This is a genomic window from Streptomyces sp. LHD-70, from assembly GCF_031157275.1.
Classification (GTDB): Bacteria; Actinomycetota; Actinomycetes; order Streptomycetales; family Streptomycetaceae; genus Streptomyces.
The window spans coordinates 82,103-107,942 of record NZ_JAVIFW010000008.1 but is presented as its reverse complement, the minus strand read 5'-3'; the positions used below and the strand labels follow the sequence as shown (position 1 = coordinate 107,942).

Genomic DNA, 25,840 nt, shown 5'->3' with positions numbered 1-25,840 from the left:
AGAAGGTGCTCACGTCCATGCCGGGCCTCCCGGCTGGATGCGGCGGGCGACCATCAGGCGGTTCCAGGAGTTGATGGCCGTGATCACCCCGATGAGGTGGGCGAGTTCGGCCTCCTCGAAGAGCTCCGCGGCCCGCGCGTACACCTCGTCCGGTACGAAGCCCTCCGTCAGGACGGTCACCGCCTCCGTCAGGGCCAGCGCCGCGCGCTCGCGGGCCGTGTACGTGCCGGTCGTCTCCTCCCACGTGGCGAGGAGGTCCAGGCGCTCCTCCGACTCGCCCGCCTTGCGCGCCAGCGCCAGGTGCATGTCGAGGCAGAACGCGCACCGGTTGAGCTGCGAGGCTCGGATCATCACCAGCTCGGCGAGCGCCGCGTCGCCGAGCCCGCGCTTCGCTGCCGCGCTCAACGCCTGCATCGCGGTACGGGCATCGGCCGGCAGTTCGGTGGTACGCGGATACGACCTCACGGACGGCTTCACGAACGGCCCCCCGGGGCCGCCGACTTGTAGTGGCCCGGCACCTTCCGCGTGGCCACGCTGAACCGGTTCCACGCGTTGATCGTCGTGATCCCCGCGATCAGCTGGGCGAGTTCGGCCTCCTCGAAGACCTCCGCGGCCCTCGCGTACACCTCGTCCGGAACGAAGCCCTCCGTCAACACCGTGACGGCCTCGGTCAGTTCGATCGCCGCGATCTCCCTGCGCGTATAGAAGTGCTTCGACTCCTCCCAGGCGCTCAGCTGGATGATCCGCTCCACCGACTCGCCCTCGGCGAGGGCGTCCTTGGTGTGCATGTCGAGGCAGAACGCGCAGTGGTTGATCTGCGAGGCGCGGATCTTGACCAGGTGGTAGAGGGACGGGTCGAGGCCCTTGCGGACGGCCTGCTCCAGCTGCCACATCGCCTTGTAGACGTCGGGGGCGAGCTTGGCCCACTCCATGCGGGGGGTGTGCTCGGGGACGAAGCCACGGGTGTGGTCGTCGTTGTCGTCGGTGTGCTCGTTGCTCATGGCCTCGACCCTACGAGCACGATGGCCCAGGAGTATGGTCCATTTCCATGGCGAAAACCTGGGCCACTTTGCCCGGCCCCGAACCCGGCGGCAGCGGCGTCGACCTCCACGTTGACCTGCGCGGACCCGGCATCCGCAAGGGCCTGACCGACGCCCTGCGCGAGGCCGTCCGCGGCGGGCGGCTCGCCCCCGGCACCCGGCTGCCCTCCTCCCGCACCTTCGCCGCCGACCTCGGCATCTCCCGCAACACCGTCGCCGACGCCTACGCCGACCTGGTCGCCGAAGGCTGGCTCACCGCACGGCAGGGCTCCGGCACCCGGGTCGCCGAGCGCGCCGTCAGCCGCCCGGCCGCCACTCCACCGCCACGCCGCACACCGGGCCCCGCGCGCCACGATCTGATTCCCGGCACCCCCGACCTCGCCTCGTTCCCGCGCGCCGCGTGGCTCAAGGCCGCCCGCAAGGCGGTGTCCTCCGCGCCCAATGAGGCCTTCGGGTACGGCGATCCGCGGGGCCGTGTCGAACTGCGCACCGCCCTCGCCCACTACCTCGCGCGCGCCCGGGGCGTCTACGCGGACCCGGACCGCATCGTCGTCTGCTCCGGCGCCGCCCACGGGCTGATGCTGCTGGCCCGGGTCCTGCAGCAGGGGCCCGGGAGGACTCGTTCCGTCGCCGTCGACTCGTACGGCCTCGACGTGCACCGCGAACTCCTCACCACGGCCGGACTGCGCACACCCCCGCTCCCGTACGACGAACGCGCCACCCGCACCGACCAGTTGACGCGGCTCGGCCCGGACGCCGTGCTGCTCACGCCCGCGCACCAGTTCCCGCTGGGCGTCGCGCTGTCGCCGGAGCGCCGCGCCGAGACCGTCGACTGGGCGCGGCGCTCCGACGGCCTGATCCTGGAGGACGACTACGACGGCGAGTTCCGCTACGACCGGCAGCCGGTCGGCGCACTGCAGGGCCTCGACCCGGACCGCGTCGTGTACCTCGGCACCGCCAGCAAGTCCCTCGCCCCGGCGCTGCGGCTCGGCTGGCTGGTGCTGCCCGCCGCGCTCGCCGCCGACGTGGCCCGCGCCAAGGGGCCGTCGGACTGGGCCTGCGGGGCGATCGACCAGCTGACCCTTGCCGAGTTCCTGACCTCGGGGGCGTACGACCGGCACGTGCGCGCCGCCCGCCTGCGCTACCGGCGCCGCCGCGACCAGCTCGTGGCCGCGCTCGCCGCGCGCGTGCCCGAGGTGAGGGTGAGCGGGATCGCGGCCGGGCTGCACGCGGTGCTCGAACTTACCTACGGTACCGAGCAGTTGGCGATCCGTGCCGCCGCCTGGCACGGCCTGACGGTCCTCGGCCTGGACCGCTTCCGGCACCCGGAGGCCCCTGCCGTGGGCCGTGCCGCGCTGGTCGTGGGGTACGCGACCCCGCCGGACCACGCGTGGGCGGGGGCGCTGGACGCGTTGTGCGATGCGTTGGCGGGGGTGGTGGGGTCCGGGGCGGAGCCCCGTGGCGGTCCGCAGGATTAGCCCGCAGGACGGAGTCCGTACCGTAGGCCGTACCGAATGAGACAGCGGAACCGAGCGCGCAAACCGTCCCAATCAGGACGAAGTCAGAGCAGCCCGCGCGGGTGACAGGGGGTCAGCTTGCGGTTCCACGGGGGCTGTTCTCTACGCTGGCCCGAGTCGAACACCGCATACGTACAACGGGGGAGTGGCCGGATCATGACGATCGGGACGAACGTCGAAACAGTGACCGAAACAGTGGCCGAGCCGGGCAAGCGGCGCATGGGTGCCGGATCGCGCAAGCTGCGTTCCAGCACCGTGGTACTCGGCGGCATGGGCCTCCTCGCCGTCACCCTCAGCGCCTGCGGCTCCGAGCCCGACAAGCGCTGCGTGGACCCCACGTCCCGCAAGCAGCTGCCGAGTTACGAGTGCAAGAGCGGCGGCGGCAGCAGCACCAGCGGCAAGGGCGGCAGCGGCTCGTACTACTACGGCGGCAGCTCCAAGAACGGCAAGGTCGAGGGCGGCAGCTTCGACAAGTCGTCCGTGTCCCGCGGCGGCTTCGGCTGCTCCTCCTCCAGCGGCGGCTGAGCCGTGGAGCGCCGCACGATCGAGCCCCGCGAGGGCTGGCAGCAGACGGTCGAGGAGCAGGGCTGCATCTACCCCCTGACCCGCTACCCGGACGATTCCCTCCGCCCGTACTGGGACGAGAGCGCGTACTACGTCTTCTCGCTGCCGGAGGTCGAGGCCCTGGAGGAGGTCGTCGAGGAGCTGCACGCCATGTGCCTGGCCGCGGCCGCGCACATCGTCGAGCAGGACCGCTTCGCCGACCTCGGCATCACCGACCCGCGCCTCGCCTCGCTGATCGCCGAGGCCTGGCGGCGCAAGCCCGAACTCCCGTCCGTGTACGGGCGGTTCGACCTGCGGTACGACGGCACGGGCCCGGCCAAGATGCTGGAGTACAACGCGGACACGCCCACCTCCCTCGTCGAGGCGGCGAGCCCGCAGTGGTTCTGGATGGAGGAGCGCTTTCCCGGCGCCGACCAGTGGAACTCGCTGCACGAGCGCCTGGTCGACGCCTGGAAGAAGCAGGCCGCGCTGCTCCCGCCGGGCAGTCCGCTGTACTTCGCGCACTCCAACGGCGACGAGCTCGGCGAGGACCTGATGACGGTCGCGTACCTGCGCGAGACCGCACAGCAGGCCGGGATCGACACCGAGGCGATCGCCATGGAGGACGTCGGCTGGGACCGGATCTCCGGCCGGTTCGTGGACGAGAAGCTCCGCTTCATCCGCAGCTGCTTCAAGCTCTACCCGTGGGAGTGGCTGGCCACCGACGCCTTCGGCCCGCAGGTCCTGGACACCCTGGACAACGGCGGCGGCACCGGCTCCACCCTGTGGATCGAGCCGGCCTGGAAGATGCTGCTCTCCAACAAGGCTCTGCTCGCGATCCTCTGGGAGCTCTACCCCGGCCACCCGAACCTGCTGCCCGCCTACCTCGACGGCCCCCGCGAACTCGCCGCGGACGGCGGGTACGTGGCGAAGCCGCTGCTCGGCCGCGAGGGCGCGGGCGTCACCGTGCACGAGGCGGGCGCGGAGCCGGTGCTGCGCGACGAGCCGTGCTGCTACCAGGAGTTGGCCCCGCTGCCCGACTTCGACGGCAACCGTGTGGTGCTCGGCGCGTGGGTCGTCGAGGACGAGGCGGCGGGGCTCGGCATCCGGGAGTCGTCGGGTCTGATCACCGACGAGTACGCGCGATTCCTTCCGCACGTGATCCTTTAGCCGTCGCGGGCGGGCTCACTCGGTCACTTGGTGAGTACCGCTCGTAGCAGTCACTTGGTGAGTACCGCCCGCAGCTGGTCCAGGCCCCAGTCCAGATCCTCCTTGGAGATCACCAGCGGCGGCGCGATCCGGATCGTGGACCCGTGGGTGTCCTTCACCAGGACACCCCGGTCCATCAGCTTCTCCGAGATCTCCCGGCCCGTGCCGAACGACGGGTCGATGTCGACGCCCGCCCACAGCCCGCGCCCGCGCACCTCCCGCACCGCGCCGCCGCCGACGAGCAGCTTCAGCTCGCGGTGCAGATGCTCGCCGAGCTCGGCGGCCCGCTCCTGGAACTCGCCGGTGCGCAGCATCGCGATCACCTCGAGGGCGACCGCGCACGCGAGCGGGTTCCCGCCGAACGTCGAGCCGTGCTCACCCGGCTTGTACACCCCGAGCACATCCGCCGAGGACACCACCGCCGACACCGGCACGACCCCGCCGCCCAGCGCCTTGCCGAGCACGTACATGTCCGGCACGACACCCTCGTGCTCCAACGCGAAGGTCCTGCCCGTACGGCCGAGGCCCGACTGGATCTCGTCGGCGATGAACAGCACGTTCCGCTCGCGGGTCAGCTCGCGCACGCCCGCCATGTACCCGGCCGGCGGCACCAGGACGCCCGCCTCGCCCTGGATCGGTTCGAGGAGCACGGCGACCGTGTTGTCGGTGACGGCCTCCCGCAGCGCGCCCAGGTCGCCGTACGGCACGATCTCGAAGCCCGGGGTGTACGGGCCGAACTCGGCGCGGGCCTCCTGGTCCGTGGAGAAGCTGACGATCGTCGTCGTACGGCCGTGAAAGTTGTTCGCCGCGACCACGATCTTCGCCGTGCCGTCGAGAAGGCCCTTGGTCCGGTAGCCCCACTTCCGGGCGGTCTTCACGGCGGTCTCGACGGCCTCGGCGCCGGTGTTCATCGGCAGCACCATGTCCATGCCGCAGAGCTCGGCGAGCTGCGTGCAGAAGTCCGCGAAGCGGTCGTGGTGGAAGGCCCGCGAGGTCAGCGTGACCCGCTCCAGCTGGGCCCGGGCCGCGTCGAGCAGACGCCGGTTGCCGTGCCCGAAGTTCAGCGCCGAGTACCCGGCGAGCATGTCGAGGTAGCGGCGCCCCTCGACGTCGGTCATCCAGGCGCCCTCGGCTGTGGCGACGACCAGGGGCAGCGGGTGGTAGTTGTGCGCGCTGTGGGCGTCGGCCGAGGCGATGGCCTGTTCCGTACGGGACACGGGATCTCCGTTTCGTCGTGGAGCTAGGGACCCATGAGGGGCGGGATGTCGCCCCCCATGCCTATCGTCGCTCGCATGACGGACGAGGAAACCTCGCCCGCATGCACGCCGGTAAGGTGAGCAGCGGGTCGTGACTGGCGCGCTGAGATGGGATCAACCATCGGGGAGCGGCTCGTGAACTGTGTGCCGTGCGCCTGGGCCGTACCGAGAACGTCGTCCGAGAACGACCGCACCGCAAACGCGTCCGGAGGTCCCCATGTCAGATGCACCCTCCTCACCCTCCTCTCACTCCACCGAATCGACGGCGTTCCGCAGCGCCCTCGACGTGATCCGCGGCGTCGAACCCCGCGTCGCCGACGCCATCGGCCAGGAGCTGCACGACCAGCGCGAGATGCTCAAGCTGATCGCCTCCGAGAACTACGCCTCCCCGGCCACGCTGCTCGCCATGGGCAACTGGTTCAGCGACAAGTACGCCGAGGGCACCGTCGGCCGCCGCTTCTACGCCGGCTGCCGCAACGTCGACACCGTCGAGGCCCTCGCCGCCGAGCACGCCCGCGAACTCTTCGGCGCGCAGCACGCCTACGCCCAGCCGCACTCCGGCATCGACGCCAACCTGGTCGCGTTCTGGGCGATCCTCGCCGACCGCATCGAGGCCCCGGCGCTGGCCGCGGCAGGCGTCCGCAACGTCAACGACCTCTCCGACGCCGACTGGGCCGAGCTGCGCCAGGCCTTCGGCAACCAGCGGATGCTCGGCATGTCCCTGGACGCGGGCGGCCACCTCACACACGGCTTCCGCCCGAACATCTCGGGCAAGATGTTCGACCAGCGCTCCTACGGCACCGACCCCGCCACCGGCCTCATCGACTACGAGGCGCTCCGCGCCCAGGCCCGCGCGTTCAAGCCGCTGGTGATCGTCGCCGGGTACTCGGCCTACCCGCGCCTGGTGAACTTCCGGATCATGCGGGAGATCGCCGACGAGGTCGGCGCGACGCTCATGGTCGACATGGCGCACTTCGCGGGCCTCGTCGCCGGCAAGGTCCTCACCGGCGACTTCGACCCCGTACCGCACGCGCAGATCGTCACCACCACCACCCACAAGTCGCTGCGCGGCCCGCGGGGCGGCATGGTCCTGTGCGACGACAGCCTCAAGGACCAGGTGGACCGCGGCTGCCCGATGGTCCTCGGCGGTCCGCTCCCGCACGTCATGGCCGCCAAGGCGGTGGCACTCGCCGAGGCCCGCCGCCCCGGCTTCCAGGACTACGCGCAGCGCGTCGTCGACAACGCCCGCGCACTCGCCGAGGGCCTGATGCGCCGCGGCGCCACCCTCGTCACGGGCGGTACGGACAACCACCTGAACCTGATCGACGTGGCGTCCTCGTACGGCCTGACCGGGCGCCAGGCCGAGGCCGCGCTGCTCGACTCCGGCGTGGTCACCAACCGCAACGCGATCCCGGCCGACCCGAACGGCGCCTGGTACACGTCGGGCATCCGGATCGGGACGCCTGCGCTGACGACGCGGGGGCTGGGGGTCTCGGAGATGGACGAGATCGCGGCTCTCATCGACACCGTGCTGACGTCGACGGAGCCGGGCACGACGGCGAAGGGTGCGCCCTCGAAGGCGCAGCACGTCCTGGACGAGAAGATCTCGGACGACGTCGCCCGCCGCGCCTCCGACCTGGTGAGCGGGTTCCCGCTGTACCCGGGCGTGGACCTGAGCTGATCTTTTCCCCTGTTTTAAGGGGCGCGGGGAACTGCGCGACCAGCCACGACGGCGCGGCAGACGAACGACAAGCGCCGCAGGCTTTCGGGAAGGGGCGGGGAGGGGCTCAAATTGAGCCCCTCCGGCGATTGAGGAGCAGGGTCCGCAGCGGAGCCCGTGGCGTGGGGGAGGCAACACCGGGACCGGGGCCGAACAACCCGCCGCACCTGAGACAATGGGCCCCATGGCCAACCGACCTCGCGTGCTCTCCGGAATCCAGCCCACCGCCGGCTCGTTCCACCTCGGCAACTACCTCGGCGCCGTCCGCCAGTGGGTGTCCCTGCAGGAGACTCACGACGCGTACTACATGGTCGTCGACCTGCACGCGATCACGCTCCCGCAGGACCCGGCCGAGCTGCGCGCCAACACCCGGCTCGCCGCGGCCCAGCTCCTCGCCGCCGGTCTCGACCCGGAGCGCTGCACCCTCTTCGTGCAGAGCCACGTGCCCGAGCACGCGCAGCTCGCCTGGGTGATGAACTGCCTCACCGGCTTCGGCGAGGCCTCCCGGATGACGCAGTTCAAGGACAAGTCGGCCAAGCAGGGCGCGGACCGGGCCTCGGTGGGCCTGTTCACGTACCCGATCCTCCAGGTCGCGGACATCCTCCTGTACCAGGCGAACGAGGTCCCGGTCGGCGAGGACCAGCGCCAGCACATCGAGCTGACCCGGGACCTCGCGGAGCGGTTCAACGGCCGCTTCGGCGAGACGTTCACGGTCCCGAAGCCGCACATCCTCAAGGAGACGGCGAAGATCTACGACCTTCAGGACCCGTCGATCAAGATGAGCAAGTCGGCCTCCACGCCGAAGGGCCTCATCAACCTGCTCGACGAGCCGAAGGTCACGGCCAAGAAGGTCAAGAGCGCGGTGACCGACACGGACACCGAGATCCGCTTCGACCAGCAGGCCAAGCCGGGCGTCTCCAACCTGCTGAGCATCTACTCCACCCTGACCGGAACGGGAATTCCGGAACTGGAGCAGAAGTACGCCGGCAAGGGCTACGGTGCGCTGAAGACCGACCTCGCCGAGGTCATGGTCGAGTTCGTGACCCCGTTCCGCGAGCGTACGCACGCGTACCTCGACGACCCGGAGACGCTGGACTCGATCCTGGCCAAGGGTGCGGAGAAGGCCCGGTCCGTGGCGGCGGAGACGCTGGCCGCCACGTACGACAGGGTCGGATTCGTCCCGGCGAAGCACTGAACGTACCGGCCACAGAGCACCGCCCGCACCGCCCGCACCTGACCAAGGAGAACGACGTGGGGACCGTAACGCTCGGCGTTTCGATCGCGGTCCCGGAGCCTCACGGCAGCCTGCTCCAGGAGCGGCGCGCGGGCTTCGGGGACCCCGCGGCACACGGCATCCCCACGCACGTCACGCTGCTGCCGCCGACCGAGGTCGACGCGGTCATGCTCCCCGCGATCGAGCGGCACCTCGAAGAGGTCGCCGCCGCCGGCCGCCCCTTCCCGATGCGGCTCTCCGGCACGGGCACGTTCCGCCCGCTGTCCCCGGTGGTGTTCGTCCGGGTCGCCGAGGGCGCCGAGGCCTGTACGTGGCTGCAGAAGCAGGTGCGGGACGCCTCCGGGCCGGTCGCGCGCGAGCTGCAGTTCCCGTACCACCCGCATGTCACGGTGGCGCACGGCATCGACGAGGCGGCCATGGACCGCGCGTTCGCCGAGCTCGCCGAGTACGCGGCGGAGTGGTCCGTCACCGGCTTCGCGCTGTACGAGCAGGGCCCGGACGCTGTCTGGCGCAAGCTGCGCGAGTTCACCTTCGGCTCGGCGACGGTTCCGGCGCAGGGCGAGCCGCAGGACTCCTGCACCCCGCGCGGCCCACTGCCCACCGCCTGACCTCTCCCTCTTCCAGGGCCCGTTCACCGAGCGGGCCCTTTGGCGTGCCCGGAACGGGTGATTGAGCGAGTGTCGCCTCGTATTGCCGTAATCCTTAACGCAATTGACAGAAAGGTTATTTGCGGCAAAACCGGATTAAACGGGATATTCGACACGCGCCTGGGAGGCCCGGTGCACGACCTGGACCGCAGACTGCTCGCCGCGCTACGGGACTGCGGCAGCGACCGGCGGGTGGCCGCCGCGGCCCGCGCCCTCTCGTGCGCCGGGGAGCACGGCGCGCTCTGGCTCGCCGCCGGACTCACTGGCGCCGCCCTCGACCGGGAGCGCCGCGCCGACTGGCTGCGCGCCACCGCGCTCACCGCGGCCGCACACCTGACGAGCATGGGCGTCAAGCGCGTCGTGCGCCGCCCGCGCCCCGACGCCGAGCCCCTAGGGGGCGTCTCCCCGATCTTTGCGGGCCCGCGGCCATCGGGGAGACGCCCCCTCGTCCGCACCGCGGGCCGGCACTCCTTCCCCAGCTCGCACGCCACCTCGGCCGCGGCCGCCGCCGTCGCCTACGGCGCCCTGCGCCCCGCCGGGGCCCGCCTCGTCCCGCCGCTCGCCGCCGCGATGTGCGTCTCCCGCCTGGTCGTCGGCGTGCACTATCCGAGCGACGTCGCCGCCGGGGCCGCCCTCGGTGCGCTGACCGCCAAGCTGGGCTCCGACTGGGCCAGGAGCGGAGGCGACCGTGGCTGAGCGCACCGCACTCGTCGAGCAGCGCCGCCCCCAGTGCCAGGCCCCCGAACGGCCAGGACCGGTCAGCCTGCCGCTCGGCCTGCTCAGGACCGCCCGGCCCCGCCAGTGGGTCAAGAACATCCTGGTCGTCGCCGCCCCGGCCGCCGCGGGCGAGCTGTTCACGCGTGCCGCGGCCGTCCAACTCGCCCTGGTCTTCGCCCTGTTCACCGCCGCCGCGGCTGCCGTGTACCTGATCAACGACGCCCGTGACGTCGCGGCCGACCGCGCCCACCCCACCAAGTGCCGCCGCCCCGTCGCGGCCGGACAGGTCCCGGTGCCCGTCGCGTACGCGGTCGGCGCTCTGCTCGCCGTGCTCGCGCCGCTCGCCGCCGCGGTCCTCTGCAACCCGATGACGTCGGCCCTGCTGGCCGCGTACCTCGGCATGCAACTCGCGTACTGCGTCAGCCTGAAGCATGTCCTCGTCGTCGACCTGGTCGTCGTCACCACCGGGTTCCTGATGCGCGCGATGATCGGCGGCGTCGCCCTCGGCATCCCGCTCTCCCGCTGGTTCCTGATCACCACCGGCTTCGGCGCGCTGTTCATGGTCTCCGCGAAGCGCTACTCCGAGTCCGTCACCGTGGATGAGCAACGTACGGGTGCCACCCGGGCGTTGCTCACCGAGTACACCTCCGGCTACCTCCGCTTCGTCTGGCAGCTCGCCGCCGGCGTCGCCGTCCTCGCCTACTGCCTGTGGGCGATGGAGTCCGGCGGCGTCGCGGACGCGGGACTGCTGCCGTGGCGTCAGCTGTCCATGGTCGCGTTCATCCTCGCGGTCCTGCGGTACGCGGTCTTCGCCGACCGGGGCAGCGCGGGCGAGCCTGAGGACGTCGTCCTCGGCGACCGCCCGCTCGCCCTGATCGGCCTGGTCTGGCTCGGCCTGTACGGCCTCGCGGTCGCCGACCTGTGAGCGGTCGCCGACCTGTGAACGTGCGGCGCGCCGAACTCGTCGGCTTCGCCCTCTCCGGCGTCAGCGCGTACGCCGCCGACCTGGCCCTGTTCGTCTGGCTGCGCGGCCCGGCCGGCTGGGACCCGCTGACCGCCAAGGCCGCCGGTTTCGTCGCGGGCTGCACGGTCGCGTACGCGGGCAACGCCCTCGGCACCTACCGGCACCGCACCCCGGACGGCTCCCGGCTCCGCCAGTACGTGGTGTTCCTCGCGGTCAACGTCGCGGGCGCCCTCGTACAACTCCTCTGCCTGGCCTGCTCGCACTACGGGCTCGGCCTCACCTCACGGACCGCGGACACCGTTTCCGGCGCGGGAGTCGGCATGGCGCTGGCCACTGTGGTCCGCTTCTGGGGTACTCGGACTTTGGTCTTCCCTATGGAGGGCAGACAGAGATCATGGACTGGCTGAAGAACCTCCCCGTGATCGGGCCGCTCGTGAGCCGCCTGATGGACACGCACGCCTGGCACAGCTACGAAACGCTCGAACGGGTGCATTGGTCGCGCCTGGCCGCGGCGATGACCTTCCTCAGCTTCCTGGCGCTGTTCCCGCTGCTGACCGTCGCCGCCGCCGTGGCCGCCGCGACCCTGAACAAGAAGCAGCAGGCCGAACTGCAGGACAAGCTCAGCGAGCAGGTCCCCGGCATCTCCGAGCAGCTCGACATCAACGCCCTCGTGCAGAACGCGGGCACCGTCGGCCTGGTCGCCGGCGCGCTGCTGCTCTTCACCGGCATCGGCTGGGTCGGCTCGATGCGGGACTGCCTGCGCGCGGTGTGGGAGAAGGACGACGAGGAGGAGAACCCGTTCCTGCGCAAGATCAAGGACGCGGGCGTACTCGTCGGGCTCGGCGGGGTGGGCCTCGTCTCGCTGGTCGCCTCGGCCGTCGGCAACACGGCGGTCACACGGATCACCGAGGCCCTCGGCCTGGACGACCAGGGGTGGATCGGCCCGCTCCTGTCCGCCGCCGTCTTCGCCCTGGCCGTCCTCGCGGACTTCCTGATCCTGCTGTACGTCCTGACCCTGCTGCCCGGCGTGCATCCGCCGCGCCACCGGCTCGTCGTCGCCGCGCTGATCGGGGCCGTCGGCTTCGAACTCCTCAAGGCCCTGCTCGGCGGCTACATCAAGGGCGTCGCGGGCAAGTCGATGTACGGCGCGTTCGGCACCCCGATCGCCCTGCTCCTGTGGATCAACTTCACGGCAAAGCTGCTGCTCTTCTGCGCGGCGTGGACGGCTACACGCAGCAAGGAGCCTGAGGCGGCTACAACCAGCCCGTCCGGTGCTTGAGGACGAGCCCGCAGGGCGATAGACGGCACCCGAGCCGACGGTGCGGGCACGACTACCTGCGGGGCAACCGCCGAACCAGCTCCGGCAGCGGCCACCGCCGGTTGACGAGGAACACTCCGGCGCCGACGAGGACAAGCACCCCACCCGTCACCGCGAGCGCGATGCCGACACCGCTCGACTCGCCCTTCCCCGCGGCGGCCTCGGACTTCCCCCCGGCAGGGGTCTTCTCGGGCGCGGCCGCACCCTTCGCGTTCCGGTCCGCGCTCGCCGGGGCGACCAGCTCGCCCACCGGCTCGACCTTGCCGTCGGCGGCGAAGCCCCAGTCGAGCAGGCGCGCGGTCTCCTTGTAGACGGCCATCGACTCGTCCGAGTCCGGGTTCATGACGGTGACGAGCAGCACCTTCCCGTTCCGCTCGGCGACCCCGGTGAACGTCGTGCCCGCGTTCGTCGTGGACCCGTTCTTCACGCCCGCGATGCCCTTGTACGGGGTCACGCCGTCGGCGCCGGTCAGCAGGCGGTTGGTGTTCTGGATGGCGAAGTGCCCGCGCTTCTTGCCCTTCTTCTGCTCACCGGGGAACTCGGCGGTGGCGGTCGCCGCGTACTCCCGGAAGTCCTTCTTCTGCATCCCGGAGCGCGCGAACAGCGTCAGGTCGTACGCGGAGGAGACCTGGCCCTTCGCGTCGTAGCCGTCGGGGCTGACCACATGGGTGTCGCGGGCCTGCAGCTCGTCGGCGTGCTTCTGCATGTCGGCGACGGTCTTCTCGATGCCGCCGTTCATGTGGGACAGCACGTGCACCGCGTCGTTCCCGGAGCGCAGGAACACCCCGAGCCACAGGTCGTGCACGCTGTACGTGTTGTTCTCCTTGATGCCGACGAGGCTGCTGCCCACGCCGACGTCGAGCAGCTCCTCCCGCTCCACCAGGTGCTTCTGGTCCTTGGGGAACTTCGGCAGGACCGTGTCCGCGAAGAGCATCTTCATCGTGCTCGCGGGCGGCAGCCGCCAGTGCGCGTTGTGCGCGGCGAGGACGTCGCCCGACTCGGCGTCCGTGACGATCCAGGAGCGTCCCGAGAGCTTCTTCGGCAGCGCCGGGACGCCAGGCCCGAGGTTGACCTGCGTACCCGCCTGTCCGAGCCGCGCGCCGCCGACCTGAGACATCGTCGCCGGGGGCTTCGGCTTGTCCGGCTTGTTGCCCGGCTTCTCGTCCGCGACGGCGGGAGCGGCGACAGAAGCGGTCAGAAAAGCGGCAGAAACCACTGCAACAGCGGTCGTTCGCTTGAGAGATGCGGTCACAGACGCAGTCAAGGCAGGCACGGTGAGGAACGTACAGGGGATTCGCCGACCTGTGCGCGGCCCGTTCGGCTGTGTCTTCGGATCATCACTCGAACCACCCCGACGGCGGCGTGCGCGAGCCGGGCGCGATACTGGGGATATGAAGCTCAGCCGCCCGGTTTCGTGGTTCCTGCTCGCCTTCGGCGTCTGGTCCTGGGTCATCTGGATCACTTTCGTCAAGAACCTCTGGAAGGACGGAAGCGGGCTCGCCTTCGACGACGCCGGTGACCCGACCGGGTACTTCTGGGTCCATCTGCTGCTTGCCGTGGTGTCCTTTGTCTTGGGGACGGTCATCGGGGTCATCGGGTTGCGCGGCGTGCGTGCACTGCGCCGAAGGTCATAGGGAGCACTGCCGTGAGCTTCCTGTTCCTCGCGATCCTGGCGCTCCTCGTGGGCATGCAGTGGTACGGCTGGCGGCGCGTGGTGCGCGACACCACGGCGCGGCGCACGCGGGCCCGCCGGATCGGTACGGCCGTGTTCGTCGCCGGGCCGCTGCTGATGATCGCCGGGTTCATGAGCGACCGCGCCGGGGCGCCGTTCTGGCTCCAGCAGGTCCTCGCCTGGCCCGGCTATCTGTGGATGGCGGTCTCCATCTACCTGACGCTCGCGCTGCTCGTCGGCGAGGCCGTACGACCGGTGCTGCTGCGGGTGCTGCGGCGCGGGGACGTACGTATGCGGCAGCCTGCCCCTGCGGAGGCCCCCGCGACCCCCGCCGCGGCGCCGAGCGCGAAGCCCGTCACGACCCCGGCCCCCGCCGACACCGCGCCCGACCCCGAACCCGCCCTGGCGGACGCCGCATCGGAGCCGCCGCCGCTGTCGCCGCTGTCGTCGCCGCCCTCGGTGCCGGACACGCCCGCGGCCCTCACCGGCGCCACGAGCGGCCCCTCCCGCCGCCTCTTCGTCTCCCGCGTCGTCGCGGGTGCCGCCGTGGCCGCCGCCCTCGGCACCGTCGGGTACGGGGCGAACAACGTGCTGCGCGGCCCCGGCGTCAAGCGCGTCACCGTGCCGCTGGCCAAACTCCCGCGCGCCGCCCACGGGTTCAGGATCGCCGTCGTCAGCGACGTCCACCTCGGCCCGATCCTGGGCCGCGCCCACACCCAGCGCATCGTCGACACCATCAACTCCACGCAGCCCGACCTGATCGCGGTGGTCGGCGACCTGGTCGACGGCAGCGTGGAAAACCTCGGCCCGGCCGCCGAGCCGCTGGCCCAACTGCGCGCCCGGCACGGCTCGTTCTTCGTCACCGGGAACCACGAGTACTTCTCGGGCGCCGAGCAGTGGGTCGACCATGTACGCGAACTCGGCCTGCACCCGCTGGAGAACGCCCGCGTGGAGATCGGCGGCTTCGACCTCGCGGGCGTCAACGACCTCGCGGGCGAGCGGTACGAGGACGGCCCCGACTACGCCAAGGCGCTCGGCGACCGAGACCGCAGCCGCGCCTCCGTGCTCCTCGCCCACCAGCCGGTGATGATCCACGACGCGGTCCGGCACGGCGTCGACCTGCAGCTCTCCGGGCACACCCACGGCGGCCAGATGTGGCCCGGCAACATCATCGCGGACCTCGCGAACCCGACCCTGGCGGGCCTGGAGCGCTACGGCGACACTCAGCTGTACGTCACCCGGGGCGCGGGCGCCTGGGGTCCGCCGGTGCGGGTGGGCGCGCCGTCCGACATCACCGTGGTGACGCTGGCCTCGCGCCAGGCCTGAGCCCGCCCGGCGCCCTCCCTGAGGTCCGGTTCCGGCCAGTCCACGGTTCTTGACGCCCGCCCCTCTGGCATCACCCGCCGCAACGGCGCAGCATCGGGGATGTCGGGTGTGCAGAACCCGTGACTGTGCGCGGAGGAATCCGGGGAGGTGGGTCGTGCTCAGACGTGCGGCGTTCCGGCTGCCCCGGCACCCGGCGTCCGTCGGCCTCGCCCGGCTGCGGGTCCGCGACCACATGACGGCCTGGGGCCACGGCGCGCACACCCCCGCCGTGGCCGACGCGGCCCTCCTCGTCTCCGAGCTCGCGACCCTCCTCGTACGCCATGGGCCCTTGCGGGAGCGGGAGTTCGAGGTGGCGGTGACGGTCCTCGCGGACGGCACGTGCTTCATCGAGGTCTCCGACGAGTCCGACACGGGCCCCGAACTCCGCGCAGGACCCGGCCTGTTGGTGGGCCTGGGCGGCGACGACCACGGGCGGAGCCTGCAGCTGGTCGAGTCGGTGGCGAACGCGTGGGGAGTGTGGCGGCGCGGCCCGCACGGCAAGACGGTCTGGGTCCTGGTCGGCTCCGCCGAGCCCTGCCTCGCGGGCTAGATTCACGGCATGCGAGCACGCGAGTACGACCTCGACTACCGCGACAGAGCCACCCGGATACGCACATGGGGCGTCGTCCTGCTGGTCGTCGCGGCCCTGCAGTGGACCTGGTGCGTGATGCTGCTGCTCACCCCGTACGAGGTCGACAGGAAGCCCGACGACCAGCACCCGCAGGAGTGCGAGTCCCGCCTCCTGACCGAGTACGGCACCGCCAACGGCGGTCTGCAGCGCGGCGACCGGTGCGAGGACGAACGCGACTGGCCCGAGGCCCTGGCGGTCCTCGCCCTCTCCGTCCCGGTGTCGGCGGCAGGCGTGGCCCTCTTCACGACGGGCTCCCTGCGCCGCCAGATCAGCGCCCACGCGTGGGCCATGCGCGAGCTGGGCGAGAACACCCGGGCCCGCTGAGTGCGGCACTTGAGTACGGCACTTGAGTACGAGCGCGGATCCGAGGCCCGCGCACGGGACCGTAGCTTCGCCGTCATGACACCGACCGATCCCGCCGGTTCCCCGTCCGAGAACGGCGCCTCGTCCGAGAACGGCGCCCCGGACTGGCCGCCCGCCGCCGACCGGGCGGTGCGCGCCGTCCTCGCCATCGTCCTCGCGTTTCTGACGGTGGCCATCATGGTGGTCGTACCGCTTCTGGCCATCGCCTGCGGCACCTGCCGGGACGGGGTGCGGACCCCTGGCTTCCCCGGTGTCCTCACCGCGCTCACCTCGTACGTCGTGCCCGCCGTCGGCGTCGTCTCCGTCCTGGGCGTGTGCACGGCCAGGCGCAGCGGTGTGGCCATGGCCGTCGGCGGGGGCGCGCTGGCCGGGCTCGCGGCACTGATCCTGCTGGCGGGCCGACTCCCCGGGTAGCGGCGAGCGGGCACGGACACGGCCTAGGGCCCCTTGTCCGCTTCGGGCTTCGCGGGGTCCTCCGGCCGCGTCATCCCCGGCAGGAAGTCCGTGAAGAGTTCGTGCACCTCGCGGACCAGGGGGCGCAGGACGCGGAAGCGGGACAGGGCCACGCCGCGGGTGGTGAGGCGAGCGCCGCGGGCGGCCAGGCGGTAGCTGCGGGTGCGGCCGGGGGAGCGGTCGAAGACCCAGTACAGGACGAGTCCCATCTGGGAGAGCCACATCAACTCGGGGAGGACTTCACGGAGTTCCTCGGGCACCTTGGACTTGGAGCCGCGCAGCACCTCGCGGTGCACGTCTATGGCGGCCTCGCGGGCGTGCTCCGACTCGGGCGAGAACGGGCTCAGCGGGGAGTCCGGGTCGGCGGCGTTCTTGAAGAACTGGGCGGCGAACTCGTGGTACGGCTGGGCGATGTCGAGCCAGCAGCGCAGCACGCCCGCGAGCCGCGCCTCCAGGTCGGTCTCGCGGTCCAGGACCGGCCGGACCGCCGCCTGGTGCTCGGCGGCGATCCGGTCGTAGAAGCCCTGGATGAGGTGTTCCTTGCCCGCGTAGTAGTAGTACGCGTTGCCGACGGAGACCCCGGCCTCCTTGGCGATGACCCGCATCGTCGTCTTGTCGTAGCCGCGTTCCTGGAAGAGCCGCATGGCCGTTTCGAGGATCAGGGCGCGGGTCTGCTCGCTCTTCGCGGGGGACTTCCGGCCCTCGTCCCCGCCGGGGTTCGCGTCTGCTTCGTCGTTCGTCGCTGCCACGGTGACAGAGCCTAACCAGTGGTGCAGGAGCCGTCGGCACAGGACGGTGTCGTACGGCTCCAGCCGTGCTTCGGGTGGTAGACCCAGCCGTCCGCGGTGCGGTACACCCCGCCGCCCCAGCCGCCACCGGGCTGTTCCCGGTGCCCCTCGCGCCACTTCGCGGCGGCGAGCGCGGCGCCGCGCGCGAGGCGGGCGCCGGCCGGAGTGGCCAGGCGGTGGGCGAGCGGGCGGTGTTCGGCGAGGGCCCACAGGGTGACGACCCAGGCGGCGGGCCCCCGGTAGACCTGGCCGCCGTCGGCGACGACGGTGATCTCGTCGAGCGTGGCCCCGTGGTCGAGCCCCGGGAACCGCCGGCGCGCCTCCTCGGACCCGGCGGGCACCAGGTCGAGCCGCACCAACTGCCGCTGCCGGGCGAGCCATTGGCGTACGTGGGTGCAGAGCGGGCAGTTCGCGTCGTACAGGACGGTGAGCCGGCGGACCGGGACCCGCGCGGGGTCCCGGTCGGCGGCCGTGGCCTCGGCGGTCATCGGCTCAGGCCCCGGCCGGCTTGGCCGCCCAGGCGCCCTGCTGGCCGCTCAGGCCCTGCGGCGGTACGGGCGGAAGCTGCTCGCGCTCCATCATTCCGCGCCGCCGGATCTTGTTGAGCACCCACACGTTGCCGAGGTGCATCACGCCGAGGACGAGCAGGACGACGCCCAGCTTCACCGACAGCGCCTCGAACACCTCGCGGGCGGTGCCGAGTTCCTCGTCGCCGCTCAGGTAGAGGGCGACGAAGCCGAGGTTGACCAGGTAGAAGCCGACGACCAGAAGGTGGTTGACGGCCTCCGCGAGCTTCTCGTTGCCGTGCAGGACGTCGCCGAGGAAGATCCGCCCGTTGCGGCTGAGGGTGCGGGCCACCCAGACGGTGAGGCCGATGCTGATCGCCAGGTAGACGACGTACGCGAGGACGGTGAGGTCCATGGGTCCCTGCCCCTTTCAAGGCGCCCGAGGGGACGGCAGGATGCCGTCGTCAGCCCTCTTGAACGCGTTCAAAAGCTGTTGTCATGGACTGTAGACCTGTTTTTGAACACGTTCAAGCGGGAGTCTCGGCGGACTGCTTCCGGGCGAGCGAGGGGCGCTTCAGGTAGTCCGTGAAACCGATGACATTGCCCCAGGGGTCAGCGAGTTCGACGGTCCAGCCGGTCGAGACGGAGAGCGGCGGATCGGGGCGCAGGCCCGCGGCCGCCAGGTCTCCGGAGGCCGCGCGGGCGTCCGGCACCTCCAGCCAGATGCGTGGCGTCCAGGTCCCGGGTGCGCGGGGAAGCAGGCCGTCCTCCTGGCGCAGCAGCACACCGGGCGTCTCGTCGCCCACCTTCAGCAGGGCGATCCCGGCCTCGTCGAGCCGGAAGGAGAGCGGGAAGCCGACCCGCTCGTAGAAGTCCACGGCCTCGTCCAGATCGCCCACGGGGAGCAGGACGTTGTCGAAGCCGAGCAGTTGAAGTGACATGGCGTCACATTAGGGGCGGCGGGGCTCCCCGGCCTTGAGGATCTCGGCGACATCGAGGGTCACTTCGGCGCCGATGGATTCGGGGAGGGCGACGGTCTGGCCGGGAGCGTAGACCTGGTGGTTGTCGTAGCCCGAGGCGAGCGGCTCGGTGAGGGTGTGGAGGCGCTGGTGCTTGCGGTCGACGATCAGGTAGACCGGGACCTTCGCGTCTGCGTAGGCGGCGACCTTGGTGCGCAGGTCGGCGCGGTAGTTGCTGGAGGTGACCTCCAGGACCAGCCGGAAGCAGACCGGGTCGTAGCAGTTGTTCTCGACGAGGTGCTCGTCGACATCGGCGTCCACGATGGACAGGTCAGGGATGGCGAAGTCCTCGGCCCCGGTCGGCAGCCAGAGCCCGATGGCCTGGTGAACTTCCGTCGCCCCGTCGTCCAGGCCTGCGGCGATGAACGGACGGACCAGACGGTTGAGGGCCCTGGAGTGGGCGACGTCTGCGGGAGGTGTCACGGTCAGGCGGCCCTCGATGATCTCGACTCGGTAGCCGGGGAGGCGTTCCATGAGCGTGTTGGCCTCTTCGAGCAGCGACGGTGCCGTGGCGTCGGTGCCGAAGTGCTCGACAGGTGCTGCGGACATCGTGGCCTCCCGGTGGCGGGTGTCGAGGCCATCATCGTAGACCGGCTGCGCCTCGAACGTCTGGTCCCGAGGCCTTCACCCATACGAGCGAGGCCCCGCCTCCCACAAGGGAGACGGGGCCTCGACCACGTGAAGCGAACGACCTCAGAAGCGGCGCGTGATCAGGGCGCGCTTCACTTCCTGGATCGCCTTCGTGACCTCGATGCCGCGCGGGCAGGCGTCCGTGCAGTTGAAGGTCGTGCGGCAACGCCACACGCCGTCGCGGTCGTTGAGGATCTCCAGGCGCTGCTCACCGGCCTCGTCGCGCGAGTCGAAGATGAAGCGGTGCGCGTTGACGATCGCGGCCGGGCCGAAGTACTGCCCGTCGTTCCAGAACACCGGGCACGACGACGTGCACGCGGCGCACAGGATGCACTTGGTCGTGTCGTCGAAGCGCTCGCGCTCCTCGGGGCTCTGCAGGCGCTCACGCGTCGGCTCGTTGCCCTCGGTGATGAGGAACGGCATGACGTCGCGGTACGCCTGGAAGAACGGCTCCATGTCCACGACCAGGTCCTTCAGGACCGTCAGGCCCTTGATGGCCTCGACCGTGATGGGCTTTTCCGGGTTGATGTCCTTGATCAGCGTCTTGCAGGCGAGCCTGTTCTTGCCGTTGATCCGCATCGCGTCGGAGCCGCAGATGCCGTGCGCGCAGGAGCGGCGGAAGGTCAGCGACCCGTCCAGCTCCCACTTGATCTTGTGGAGGGCGTCGAGGACGCGCTCCTTCGGGTCGATCTCCACCTGGAAGTCTTCCCAGGTGGACTCGTCCGAGATCTCCGGGTTGAAGCGGCGGATCCGGAACGTGGCCGTGATGTACGGAGAGGCGGCAGCCTCGGCCTCGACCTTGTCCAGTACGGGAGTTGCCATCAGTACTTACGCTCCATCGGCTGGTAGCGGGTCTGGACGACGGGCTTGTAGTCGAGCCGGATCGAGTCCTTGGCGTCCTCGCCCTCGCCCGTGACCTCGCGGTACGCCATGGTGTGGCGCATGAAGTTCACGTCGTCGCGGTTGGGGAAGTCCTCGCGGTAGTGACCGCCGCGCGACTCCTTGCGGGCGAGCGCGGACACGGCCATGACCTCGGCCAGGTCGAGCAGGTTGCCCAGCTCGATGGCCTCGAGGAGGTCGGTGTTGAAGCGCTTGCCCTTGTCCTGGACGGACACGTTCTTGTAGCGGGCGCGCAGCTCGCCGATCTTCTCGACCGCGGTCTTGATGGTCTGCTCGGTGCGGAACACCATGACGTTGGCGTCCATGGTCTCCTGCAGCTCCTTGCGGAGCTCCGCCACGCGCTCGTTGCCCGTGGAGTTCCGCAGCCGCTCGACCTGCTCCTGGACCAGCTCGGCCGGGTTCTCCGGCAGCTCGACGAAGTCGGCCTTCGCGGAGTACTCGGCGGCGGCGATGCCGGAGCGGCGGCCGAACACGTTGATGTCGAGCAGCGAGTTGGTGCCCAGGCGGTTGGCGCCGTGCACCGACACGCAGGCGACCTCGCCCGCCGCGTACAGACCCGGCACGACGGTGGTGTTGTCCGCCAGGACCTCACCCTCGACGTTGGTCGGGATGCCGCCCATGGCGTAGTGCGCGGTCGGCTGGATCGGGATCGGGTCCGTGTAGGGCTCGATGCCGAGGTACGTACGCGCGAACTCGGTGATGTCCGGGAGCTTGGCGTCCAGCTGCTCCGGCGGCAGGTGCGTCAGGTCGAGGAAGACGTGGTCGCCCTCGGGACCGCAGCCGCGGCCCTCGCGGATCTCGGTGTAGATCGCGCGGGAGACGACGTCACGCGAGGCGAGGTCCTTCATGACGGGCGCGTACTTCTCCATGAAGCGCTCGCCGTCCTTGTTGCGAAGGATGCCGCCTTCGCCGCGCGCGCCCTCGGTGAGGAGGATGCCCATGCGCCAGATGCCGGTCGGGTGGAACTGGAAGAACTCCATGTCCTCCAGCGGCAGTCCGCGCCGGTAGCAGGCCGCCTGGCCGTCACCGGTGAGGGTGTGCGCGTTGGAGGTCACCTTGAAGAACTTGCCGGTGCCGCCGGAGGCGTAGATCACGGACTTCGCCTGGAAGACGTGGATCTCGCCGGTGGCCAGCTCGTACGCGACGACGCCCGCGGAGTGCTTCACCCCCGTCTTGGGGTCCTCGACGATGAGCTGGTCCAGGACGTAGAACTCGTTGAAGAACTCCACGCCCTCCTTGATGCAGTTCTGGTACAGCGTCTGGAGGATCATGTGGCCGGTGCGGTCACCGGAGTAGCAGGCGCGGCGGACAGGAGCCTCGCCGTGGTTGCGGGAGTGACCGCCGAAACGGCGCTGGTCGATGGTGCCGTTCTCCGTACGGCCGAACGGCAGGCCCATCTTCTCCAGGTCGAGGACCGCGTCGATGGCCTCCTTCGCGAGGATCTCGGCGGCGTCCTGGTCGACCAGGTAGTCACCGCCCTTGATCGTGTCGAAGGTGTGCCACTCCCAGTTGTCCTCCTCCACGTTGGCGAGCGCGGCGGCCATGCCGCCCTGCGCTGCGCCCGTGTGGGAGCGGGTGGGGTAGAGCTTCGTCAGCACGGCGGTGCGGCTGCGCTTCGTCGCCTCGATGGCGGCGCGCATGCCGGCGCCGCCGGCGCCGACGATGACGGTGTCGTACTTGTGAATCTTCATCAGTGGTTACCTCAGCCCCGGCCTAGCGGATGTTCGGGTCGAAGGTGAAGATCACCAGCGTGCCCAGCAGGACGGTGAACACCGTCGCGGTGTACAGCAGCATCTTGAGCCAGAAGCGCGTGTTGTCGCGCTCGGCGTAGTCATTGATGATCGTGCGCAGGCCGTTGGCGCCGTGCAACATGGCGAGCCACAGCATCACCAGGTCCCAGGCCTGCCACCACGGCGAGGCCCAGCGGCCGGCCACGAAGGCGAAGCCGATCTTGGAGACGCCGCCGTCGAGGACGAGCTGGATCAGCAGGTGGCCGAGGACCAGGACGACCAGGACGATGCCGGACAGGCGCATGAACAGCCAGCCGTACATCTCGAAGTTGCCGCGCGTGGCCTTCGGGGTCTTCTTGGTGCGCTTGCGCGGGGCCTCGATGACGGGCGCGGGGTTGTCCACGTCGTAGAGCGTCACTTCGGTGGCGCCGGCGGCAGCGGTCGTGTCAGCGGACATGTGCCTCAGCTCCCGAAGACTTCGCGGACGGCGTGGCCGAGGACCGGGTAGAGCGCCCCGACCATCAGCACGAACCAGATGGCCATGACGGTCCAGAGCATCTGCTTCTGGTAGCGGGCGCCCTTCGACCAGAAGTCGACGGCGACGACGCGCAGGCCGTTGAGCGCGTGGAAGAGGATGGCCGCGACGAGGCCGTACTCAAGGAGTGCGACCAGCGGTGTCTTGTAGGTGGCCACGACCTCGTCGTACGCCTCGGGGGAGACACGCACGAGTGCGGTGTCGAGGACGTGTACGAACAGGAAGAAGAAAATGAGGACGCCGGTGACTCGGTGAGCCACCCAGGACCACATTCCTTCCCGGCCGCGGTACAGCGTTCCAGCCGGCACGGAAGAACCCTCCGGGAGCGGGGATTGGGGCCGCGCCGGCTTCTGTGTCGGTTTGGCCCGGCCGGGTACGGTCCACCGGCCGTCCGTCATCGTATCGACCAACTGTCGGCACGCCCGCGCGGGGTCGTCAGGTGTGATCAAACAGGCACGTACGGGCTATCGGCCGGGCCTGAGTCCGGAAATTCCCCCGATTTCCCGGGTTTCACCGCCTCGCCGACGGCCTGCGCCCCGATTCCGGAGACGAGCCGGGTGAGCCGCGCCCGGGCCACTCGCCGCAGCTCCTCGGCGGCGACGACGCGCTCCTCCTCGGCGTCGTTGGCGAGGCGGGCGCGGAGTCCGGCGAGGGTCTGGTCGAGGTGCTCGTCGGGCCGGTAGGCCGCCAGGGCGATGACGAAGACATGGCCGAAACGGCTCTCGTACGCGGCGTGCGCGGCGTCGAGCGCGGTGCGGGCGGCGGCGGGGATGCCGGAGGGGTGCGGGCCGTGCGGCCGTTCGGCGGCCAGGGCGGTGGCGAGCTGGGCGGGCGCGAGGTCGTAGGCGGCCTCGTCGGCGGCGGCGAGCAGGGCGTCCGTGGTCGGGTACGGGCGGTGGGCGGCGAGGCGCCCGGCCCAGGCGGGGCTGCTGCAGCAGGTGAGGAGCCAGCTGGTCGCCGTGGTCTCCGGGGCGCGGTTGAAGACCTGGAGGCCCCGGTGCACCGTGGAGGTGGGGCCGCTGCCGCGGCCTCGGGCCGGTATGGCTCCGGGCTCGGGCGGTTTCCTGGCGCGCGGTGGCGGAGGCGTGTACAGCGTGCGCTCCTCGGTGAGGCGGTGCCGGTGGAAGGCGCCGGTGGGAGTCGGGCCCGGCCCCGACAGACGAAGCCGACAGAAGAAGCCGACAGACGAGACGTCTTCGGGCGAAGAAGTGGCGTCACGCTATCGACGCGTGACGGGAGCTGTCCGACGGATGCGCGATTTTCACCCGGACGGGAGAGTTTCGGTACGTGTCGTGGACGACCGTCCGGAAACCGTTCGGGGGTGTCGCCTCTCATGGGAGGTTGCTCACGTGATGCGGATGATCTTTGACGCGGGAACGACGGCCATCGGCCCGGGCACCGGGAGCCCCACATGACCGGGCAGCACGGCCGGCGCGCGGAGCGTCGCGGCCGGCGCAGGACCGGGGCGATAGCCGGCGGCGCGGTCGCCGCCGCCGGTGCCGTACTCCTCGCCGTGACCGTCTGGCCCGGCGGCTCGGAGGGCGGCGGGGCGGACCGGGCGGACAACAGCCCGCCGCCGCAGGCGGCCGAGCCGAGCCCGACGTACCCGGTGTCGAAGGCGCCGCAGACGATCCCCGCCGTGGCCGAGCACAAGGCCGCGCGCGGACCGGGCTGGAAGCCGGGGCCCGAGGGCCAGGTCGTGGTCGCGGAGAAGGACAAGGACGAGCTGGCCGACGAGGGGCGGCTGCTCGCCGGTGAGCTGCAGCTGAAGTACGCGCAGGGCGCGAAGGCCGGGCCGGGCGACGTCGAGCTGGTCCTGAACTCGGGCGATGCGGGCGGGGAGGCGTACACCGTCGACGTCGGAGACAAGCGGGTGCGGATCTCCGCGACGGACGACGCGGGCGTCTTCTACGGCACACGGACCCTGAAGCAGATGACGAGCGGCGACGGCACCGCCCCCGAGGGGGTCGTACGGGACGAACCGGCCAAGGCGCAGCGCGGGTTCATGCTGGACATCGCGCGCAAGCACTTCTCGGCGGAGTGGATCGAGGAGCGGATACGGGAGATCGCGGACCTCAAGTACAACCAGCTGGGGCTGCACTTCTCGGACGATCAGGCCTTCCGGATCGAGTCGGACGACCACCCCGAGGTGGTGTCGGAGCAGCACCTCACGAAGGCCGAGGTGCGGCGGATCGTGAAGCTCGCGCAGGACCTGCACATCACGGTGATCCCGGAGATCGACTCTCCCGGGCACCTGGGTGCGGTGATCCGCGCCCACCCGGAGCTGCAGCTGGTGAGTGCGAGCGGGGAGCCGGCGCGGGGCGCGGTGGACATCTCGAAGCCGGCCGCCGCGAAGATCGTCGACGAGCTCCTGAAGGAGTACGCGGAGCTGTTCCCGGGCGGCTACTGGCACTTGGGCGCCGATGAGTACCAGGCGCTGATGGCCTCGGACCCGGAGGCCTCGTACCCGCAGCTGGCGCGGGCGGCGCAGCAGAAGTACGGCGGAGCGGCGAAGGTGCAGGATCTGGCGACGGGCTGGCTCAACGACCGGGCGGACACTGTCCGGCCGACCGGCAAGAAGCTCAAGGCCTGGAACGACGGGTTCTTCCGCGGCGGCACGGTGAAGGCGGCCGAGGACATCGAGGTCGAGTACTGGACGGGCAAGGAGATCGGCGCCCGCGAGCCGGTGGAGTATCTGGACGCGGGCCGCAAGCTGGTCAACCTCAACGACGAGTACCTCTACTACGTCCTGGGAGAGCCCAACGAGTTCACGTACCCGACCGGTGAGCGGATCTACGAGGAGTGGACGCCGCTGGTGGTGCGCGGCACGGAGCCCGTCGCGGAGAAGTACGACGAGCAGATCCTGGGCGCGCGGTTCGCGGTCTGGTGCGATCTGTCCGAGTCGCAGACGCAGGCGCAGGTCGCCGACGGCATCCGGATGCCGCTGTGGGCCATGGCGCAGAAGGTGTGGGACGAGCGCAAGCCCGCCCTGTCCTGGCCCGAGTTCCAGGAGCTGGCGAAACGCCTTGGCTGAGGTGCGCGGGATCCGTCGGGTGGATCTTGGGCGCTTTCGGTGGCGAACT

Annotated in this window: 30 protein-coding genes and 1 riboswitch; of the genes, 16 read left to right on the top strand and 14 right to left on the bottom strand. The window is 70.8% G+C overall.

Going from position 1 to position 25,840, the window contains the following annotated elements; genetic code table 11:
• Nucleotides 1-9: 9 nt before the first annotated feature.
• Together RCO28_RS17325 and RCO28_RS17320 are read right to left on the bottom strand one after the other, a co-directional pair.
• Nucleotides 10-414: a carboxymuconolactone decarboxylase family protein gene (locus RCO28_RS17325; RefSeq protein ID WP_308942265.1), complete on the bottom strand. Its 405-nt coding sequence runs from the start codon at nt 412-414 to the stop codon at nt 10-12.
• Nucleotides 415-473: 59 nt separating this feature from the next.
• On the bottom strand, nt 474-1,001 hold the full coding sequence (locus RCO28_RS17320; RefSeq protein WP_308942040.1) for a carboxymuconolactone decarboxylase family protein: 528 nt from the start codon (nt 999-1,001) through the stop codon (nt 474-476).
• Nucleotides 1,002-1,048: 47 nt separating this feature from the next.
• Between RCO28_RS17320 and RCO28_RS17315 the strand changes: the two genes are divergently transcribed.
• From RCO28_RS17315 to RCO28_RS17305, 3 genes are all read left to right on the top strand, one after another.
• A complete protein-coding gene (locus RCO28_RS17315) occupies nt 1,049-2,518 on the top strand; it encodes a PLP-dependent aminotransferase family protein (protein WP_308942039.1) in 1,470 nt (489 codons plus the stop codon).
• Nucleotides 2,519-2,776: 258 nt separating this feature from the next.
• Nucleotides 2,777-3,082, top strand: coding sequence for a hypothetical protein (locus RCO28_RS17310; RefSeq protein ID WP_308942264.1), 306 nt, complete (start codon nt 2,777-2,779; stop codon nt 3,080-3,082).
• A gap of 3 nt (nt 3,083-3,085) precedes the next feature.
• Nucleotides 3,086-4,270 (top strand): glutathionylspermidine synthase family protein, encoded by a 1,185-nt coding sequence (locus RCO28_RS17305; protein ID WP_308942038.1) that lies wholly within the window; start codon nt 3,086-3,088, stop codon nt 4,268-4,270.
• Between the two features lie 50 nt (nt 4,271-4,320).
• On the opposite strand, the gene rocD is transcribed toward RCO28_RS17305, so the two are convergent.
• Nucleotides 4,321-5,526 (bottom strand): ornithine--oxo-acid transaminase, encoded by a 1,206-nt coding sequence (gene rocD, locus RCO28_RS17300; protein WP_308942037.1) that lies wholly within the window; start codon nt 5,524-5,526, stop codon nt 4,321-4,323.
• A gap of 120 nt (nt 5,527-5,646) precedes the next feature.
• Nucleotides 5,647-5,733: riboswitch (ZMP/ZTP riboswitch) on the top strand.
• A 49-nt stretch (nt 5,734-5,782) separates the two neighbouring features.
• Here rocD and RCO28_RS17295 point away from each other — a divergent pair.
• From RCO28_RS17295 to RCO28_RS17265, 7 genes are all read left to right on the top strand, one after another.
• On the top strand, nt 5,783-7,246 hold the full coding sequence (locus tag RCO28_RS17295) for a glycine hydroxymethyltransferase (protein WP_308942036.1): 1,464 nt from the start codon (nt 5,783-5,785) through the stop codon (nt 7,244-7,246).
• Between the two features lie 214 nt (nt 7,247-7,460).
• Nucleotides 7,461-8,480 carry a tryptophan--tRNA ligase gene (gene trpS / locus RCO28_RS17290; protein WP_374991185.1) on the top strand — a complete coding sequence of 340 codons (1,020 nt, stop codon included), beginning with the start codon at nt 7,461-7,463 and terminating at the stop codon, nt 8,478-8,480.
• A gap of 56 nt (nt 8,481-8,536) precedes the next feature.
• Nucleotides 8,537-9,127, top strand: a complete 591-nt coding sequence (locus RCO28_RS17285) for a 2'-5' RNA ligase family protein (protein WP_308942034.1) — start codon at nt 8,537-8,539, stop codon at nt 9,125-9,127.
• Between the two features lie 171 nt (nt 9,128-9,298).
• Entirely contained in the window at nt 9,299-9,862 is a 564-nt protein-coding gene (locus RCO28_RS17280; protein WP_308942033.1) for a phosphatase PAP2 family protein, read from the top strand.
• Entirely contained in the window at nt 9,855-10,808 is a 954-nt protein-coding gene (locus RCO28_RS17275) for a decaprenyl-phosphate phosphoribosyltransferase (protein WP_308942031.1), read from the top strand. Before RCO28_RS17280 ends, RCO28_RS17275 begins: the two co-directional genes overlap by 8 nt.
• A 14-nt stretch (nt 10,809-10,822) precedes the next feature.
• The gene (locus tag RCO28_RS17270) at nt 10,823-11,254 is read left to right on the top strand and encodes a GtrA family protein (protein ID WP_308942030.1); all 432 of its coding nucleotides are present in this window, start codon (nt 10,823-10,825) and stop codon (nt 11,252-11,254) included.
• Nucleotides 11,242-12,126, top strand: coding sequence for a YihY/virulence factor BrkB family protein (locus RCO28_RS17265; RefSeq protein ID WP_308942029.1), 885 nt, complete (start codon nt 11,242-11,244; stop codon nt 12,124-12,126). Before RCO28_RS17270 ends, RCO28_RS17265 begins: the two co-directional genes overlap by 13 nt.
• Before the next feature lie 52 nt (nt 12,127-12,178).
• Here the strand turns inward: RCO28_RS17265 and RCO28_RS17260 are convergent, their stop codons facing one another.
• Nucleotides 12,179-13,381 carry a D-alanyl-D-alanine carboxypeptidase family protein gene (locus tag RCO28_RS17260; protein WP_374991184.1) on the bottom strand — a complete coding sequence of 401 codons (1,203 nt, stop codon included), beginning with the start codon at nt 13,379-13,381 and terminating at the stop codon, nt 12,179-12,181.
• A gap of 175 nt (nt 13,382-13,556) precedes the next feature.
• Between RCO28_RS17260 and RCO28_RS17255 the strand changes: the two genes are divergently transcribed.
• The 5 genes from RCO28_RS17255 (at nt 13,557) to RCO28_RS17235 (ending at nt 16,610) form a co-directional block, all read left to right on the top strand.
• Nucleotides 13,557-13,799, top strand: coding sequence for an SCO4848 family membrane protein (locus RCO28_RS17255; protein WP_308942027.1), 243 nt, complete (start codon nt 13,557-13,559; stop codon nt 13,797-13,799).
• A gap of 53 nt (nt 13,800-13,852) precedes the next feature.
• On the top strand, nt 13,853-15,163 hold the full coding sequence (locus RCO28_RS17250; protein WP_308942263.1) for a metallophosphoesterase: 1,311 nt from the start codon (nt 13,853-13,855) through the stop codon (nt 15,161-15,163).
• A 154-nt stretch (nt 15,164-15,317) separates the two neighbouring features.
• Nucleotides 15,318-15,752: an ATP-binding protein gene (locus RCO28_RS17245; RefSeq protein ID WP_308942026.1), complete on the top strand. Its 435-nt coding sequence runs from the start codon at nt 15,318-15,320 to the stop codon at nt 15,750-15,752.
• A 9-nt stretch (nt 15,753-15,761) separates the two neighbouring features.
• Nucleotides 15,762-16,157, top strand: coding sequence for a hypothetical protein (locus RCO28_RS17240; protein ID WP_308942025.1), 396 nt, complete (start codon nt 15,762-15,764; stop codon nt 16,155-16,157).
• 75 nt (nt 16,158-16,232) lie between these two features.
• Nucleotides 16,233-16,610, top strand: coding sequence for a hypothetical protein (locus tag RCO28_RS17235; protein ID WP_308942024.1), 378 nt, complete (start codon nt 16,233-16,235; stop codon nt 16,608-16,610).
• Nucleotides 16,611-16,633: 23 nt separating this feature from the next.
• Here the strand turns inward: RCO28_RS17235 and RCO28_RS17230 are convergent, their stop codons facing one another.
• From RCO28_RS17230 to RCO28_RS17185, 10 genes are all read right to left on the bottom strand, one after another.
• A complete protein-coding gene (locus tag RCO28_RS17230; protein WP_374991183.1) occupies nt 16,634-17,398 on the bottom strand; it encodes a TetR/AcrR family transcriptional regulator in 765 nt (254 codons plus the stop codon).
• Between the two features lie 11 nt (nt 17,399-17,409).
• Entirely contained in the window at nt 17,410-17,925 is a 516-nt protein-coding gene (locus RCO28_RS17225) for a DCC1-like thiol-disulfide oxidoreductase family protein (RefSeq protein ID WP_308942023.1), read from the bottom strand.
• A gap of 4 nt (nt 17,926-17,929) precedes the next feature.
• Nucleotides 17,930-18,358: a hypothetical protein gene (locus RCO28_RS17220; RefSeq protein WP_308942022.1), complete on the bottom strand. Its 429-nt coding sequence runs from the start codon at nt 18,356-18,358 to the stop codon at nt 17,930-17,932.
• A 112-nt stretch (nt 18,359-18,470) separates the two neighbouring features.
• A complete protein-coding gene (locus tag RCO28_RS17215; RefSeq protein WP_308942021.1) occupies nt 18,471-18,884 on the bottom strand; it encodes a VOC family protein in 414 nt (137 codons plus the stop codon).
• A gap of 9 nt (nt 18,885-18,893) precedes the next feature.
• The gene (locus tag RCO28_RS17210; protein WP_308942020.1) at nt 18,894-19,511 is read right to left on the bottom strand and encodes a Uma2 family endonuclease; all 618 of its coding nucleotides are present in this window, start codon (nt 19,509-19,511) and stop codon (nt 18,894-18,896) included.
• A 144-nt stretch (nt 19,512-19,655) separates the two neighbouring features.
• Entirely contained in the window at nt 19,656-20,414 is a 759-nt protein-coding gene (locus RCO28_RS17205) for a succinate dehydrogenase iron-sulfur subunit (protein ID WP_308942019.1), read from the bottom strand.
• Complete coding sequence (sdhA, locus tag RCO28_RS17200; RefSeq protein ID WP_308942018.1) at nt 20,414-22,183, bottom strand: succinate dehydrogenase flavoprotein subunit; 1,770 nt, start codon at nt 22,181-22,183, stop codon at nt 20,414-20,416. The genes RCO28_RS17205 and sdhA overlap by 1 nt, the downstream gene beginning before the upstream one ends.
• A 22-nt stretch (nt 22,184-22,205) precedes the next feature.
• A complete protein-coding gene (locus RCO28_RS17195) occupies nt 22,206-22,679 on the bottom strand; it encodes a succinate dehydrogenase hydrophobic membrane anchor subunit (RefSeq protein ID WP_308942017.1) in 474 nt (157 codons plus the stop codon).
• Nucleotides 22,680-22,684: 5 nt separating this feature from the next.
• Nucleotides 22,685-23,065 (bottom strand): succinate dehydrogenase, cytochrome b556 subunit, encoded by a 381-nt coding sequence (gene sdhC / locus RCO28_RS17190; protein ID WP_282510925.1) that lies wholly within the window; start codon nt 23,063-23,065, stop codon nt 22,685-22,687.
• A gap of 137 nt (nt 23,066-23,202) precedes the next feature.
• Complete coding sequence (locus RCO28_RS17185; protein WP_308942016.1) at nt 23,203-23,760, bottom strand: 2-oxo-4-hydroxy-4-carboxy-5-ureidoimidazoline decarboxylase; 558 nt, start codon at nt 23,758-23,760, stop codon at nt 23,203-23,205.
• 408 nt (nt 23,761-24,168) lie between these two features.
• Here RCO28_RS17185 and RCO28_RS17180 point away from each other — a divergent pair, with 408 nt between their 5' ends.
• A complete protein-coding gene (locus RCO28_RS17180; RefSeq protein WP_308942015.1) occupies nt 24,169-25,791 on the top strand; it encodes a glycoside hydrolase family 20 protein in 1,623 nt (540 codons plus the stop codon).
• The last annotated feature ends 49 nt before the right edge of the window (nt 25,792-25,840 follow it).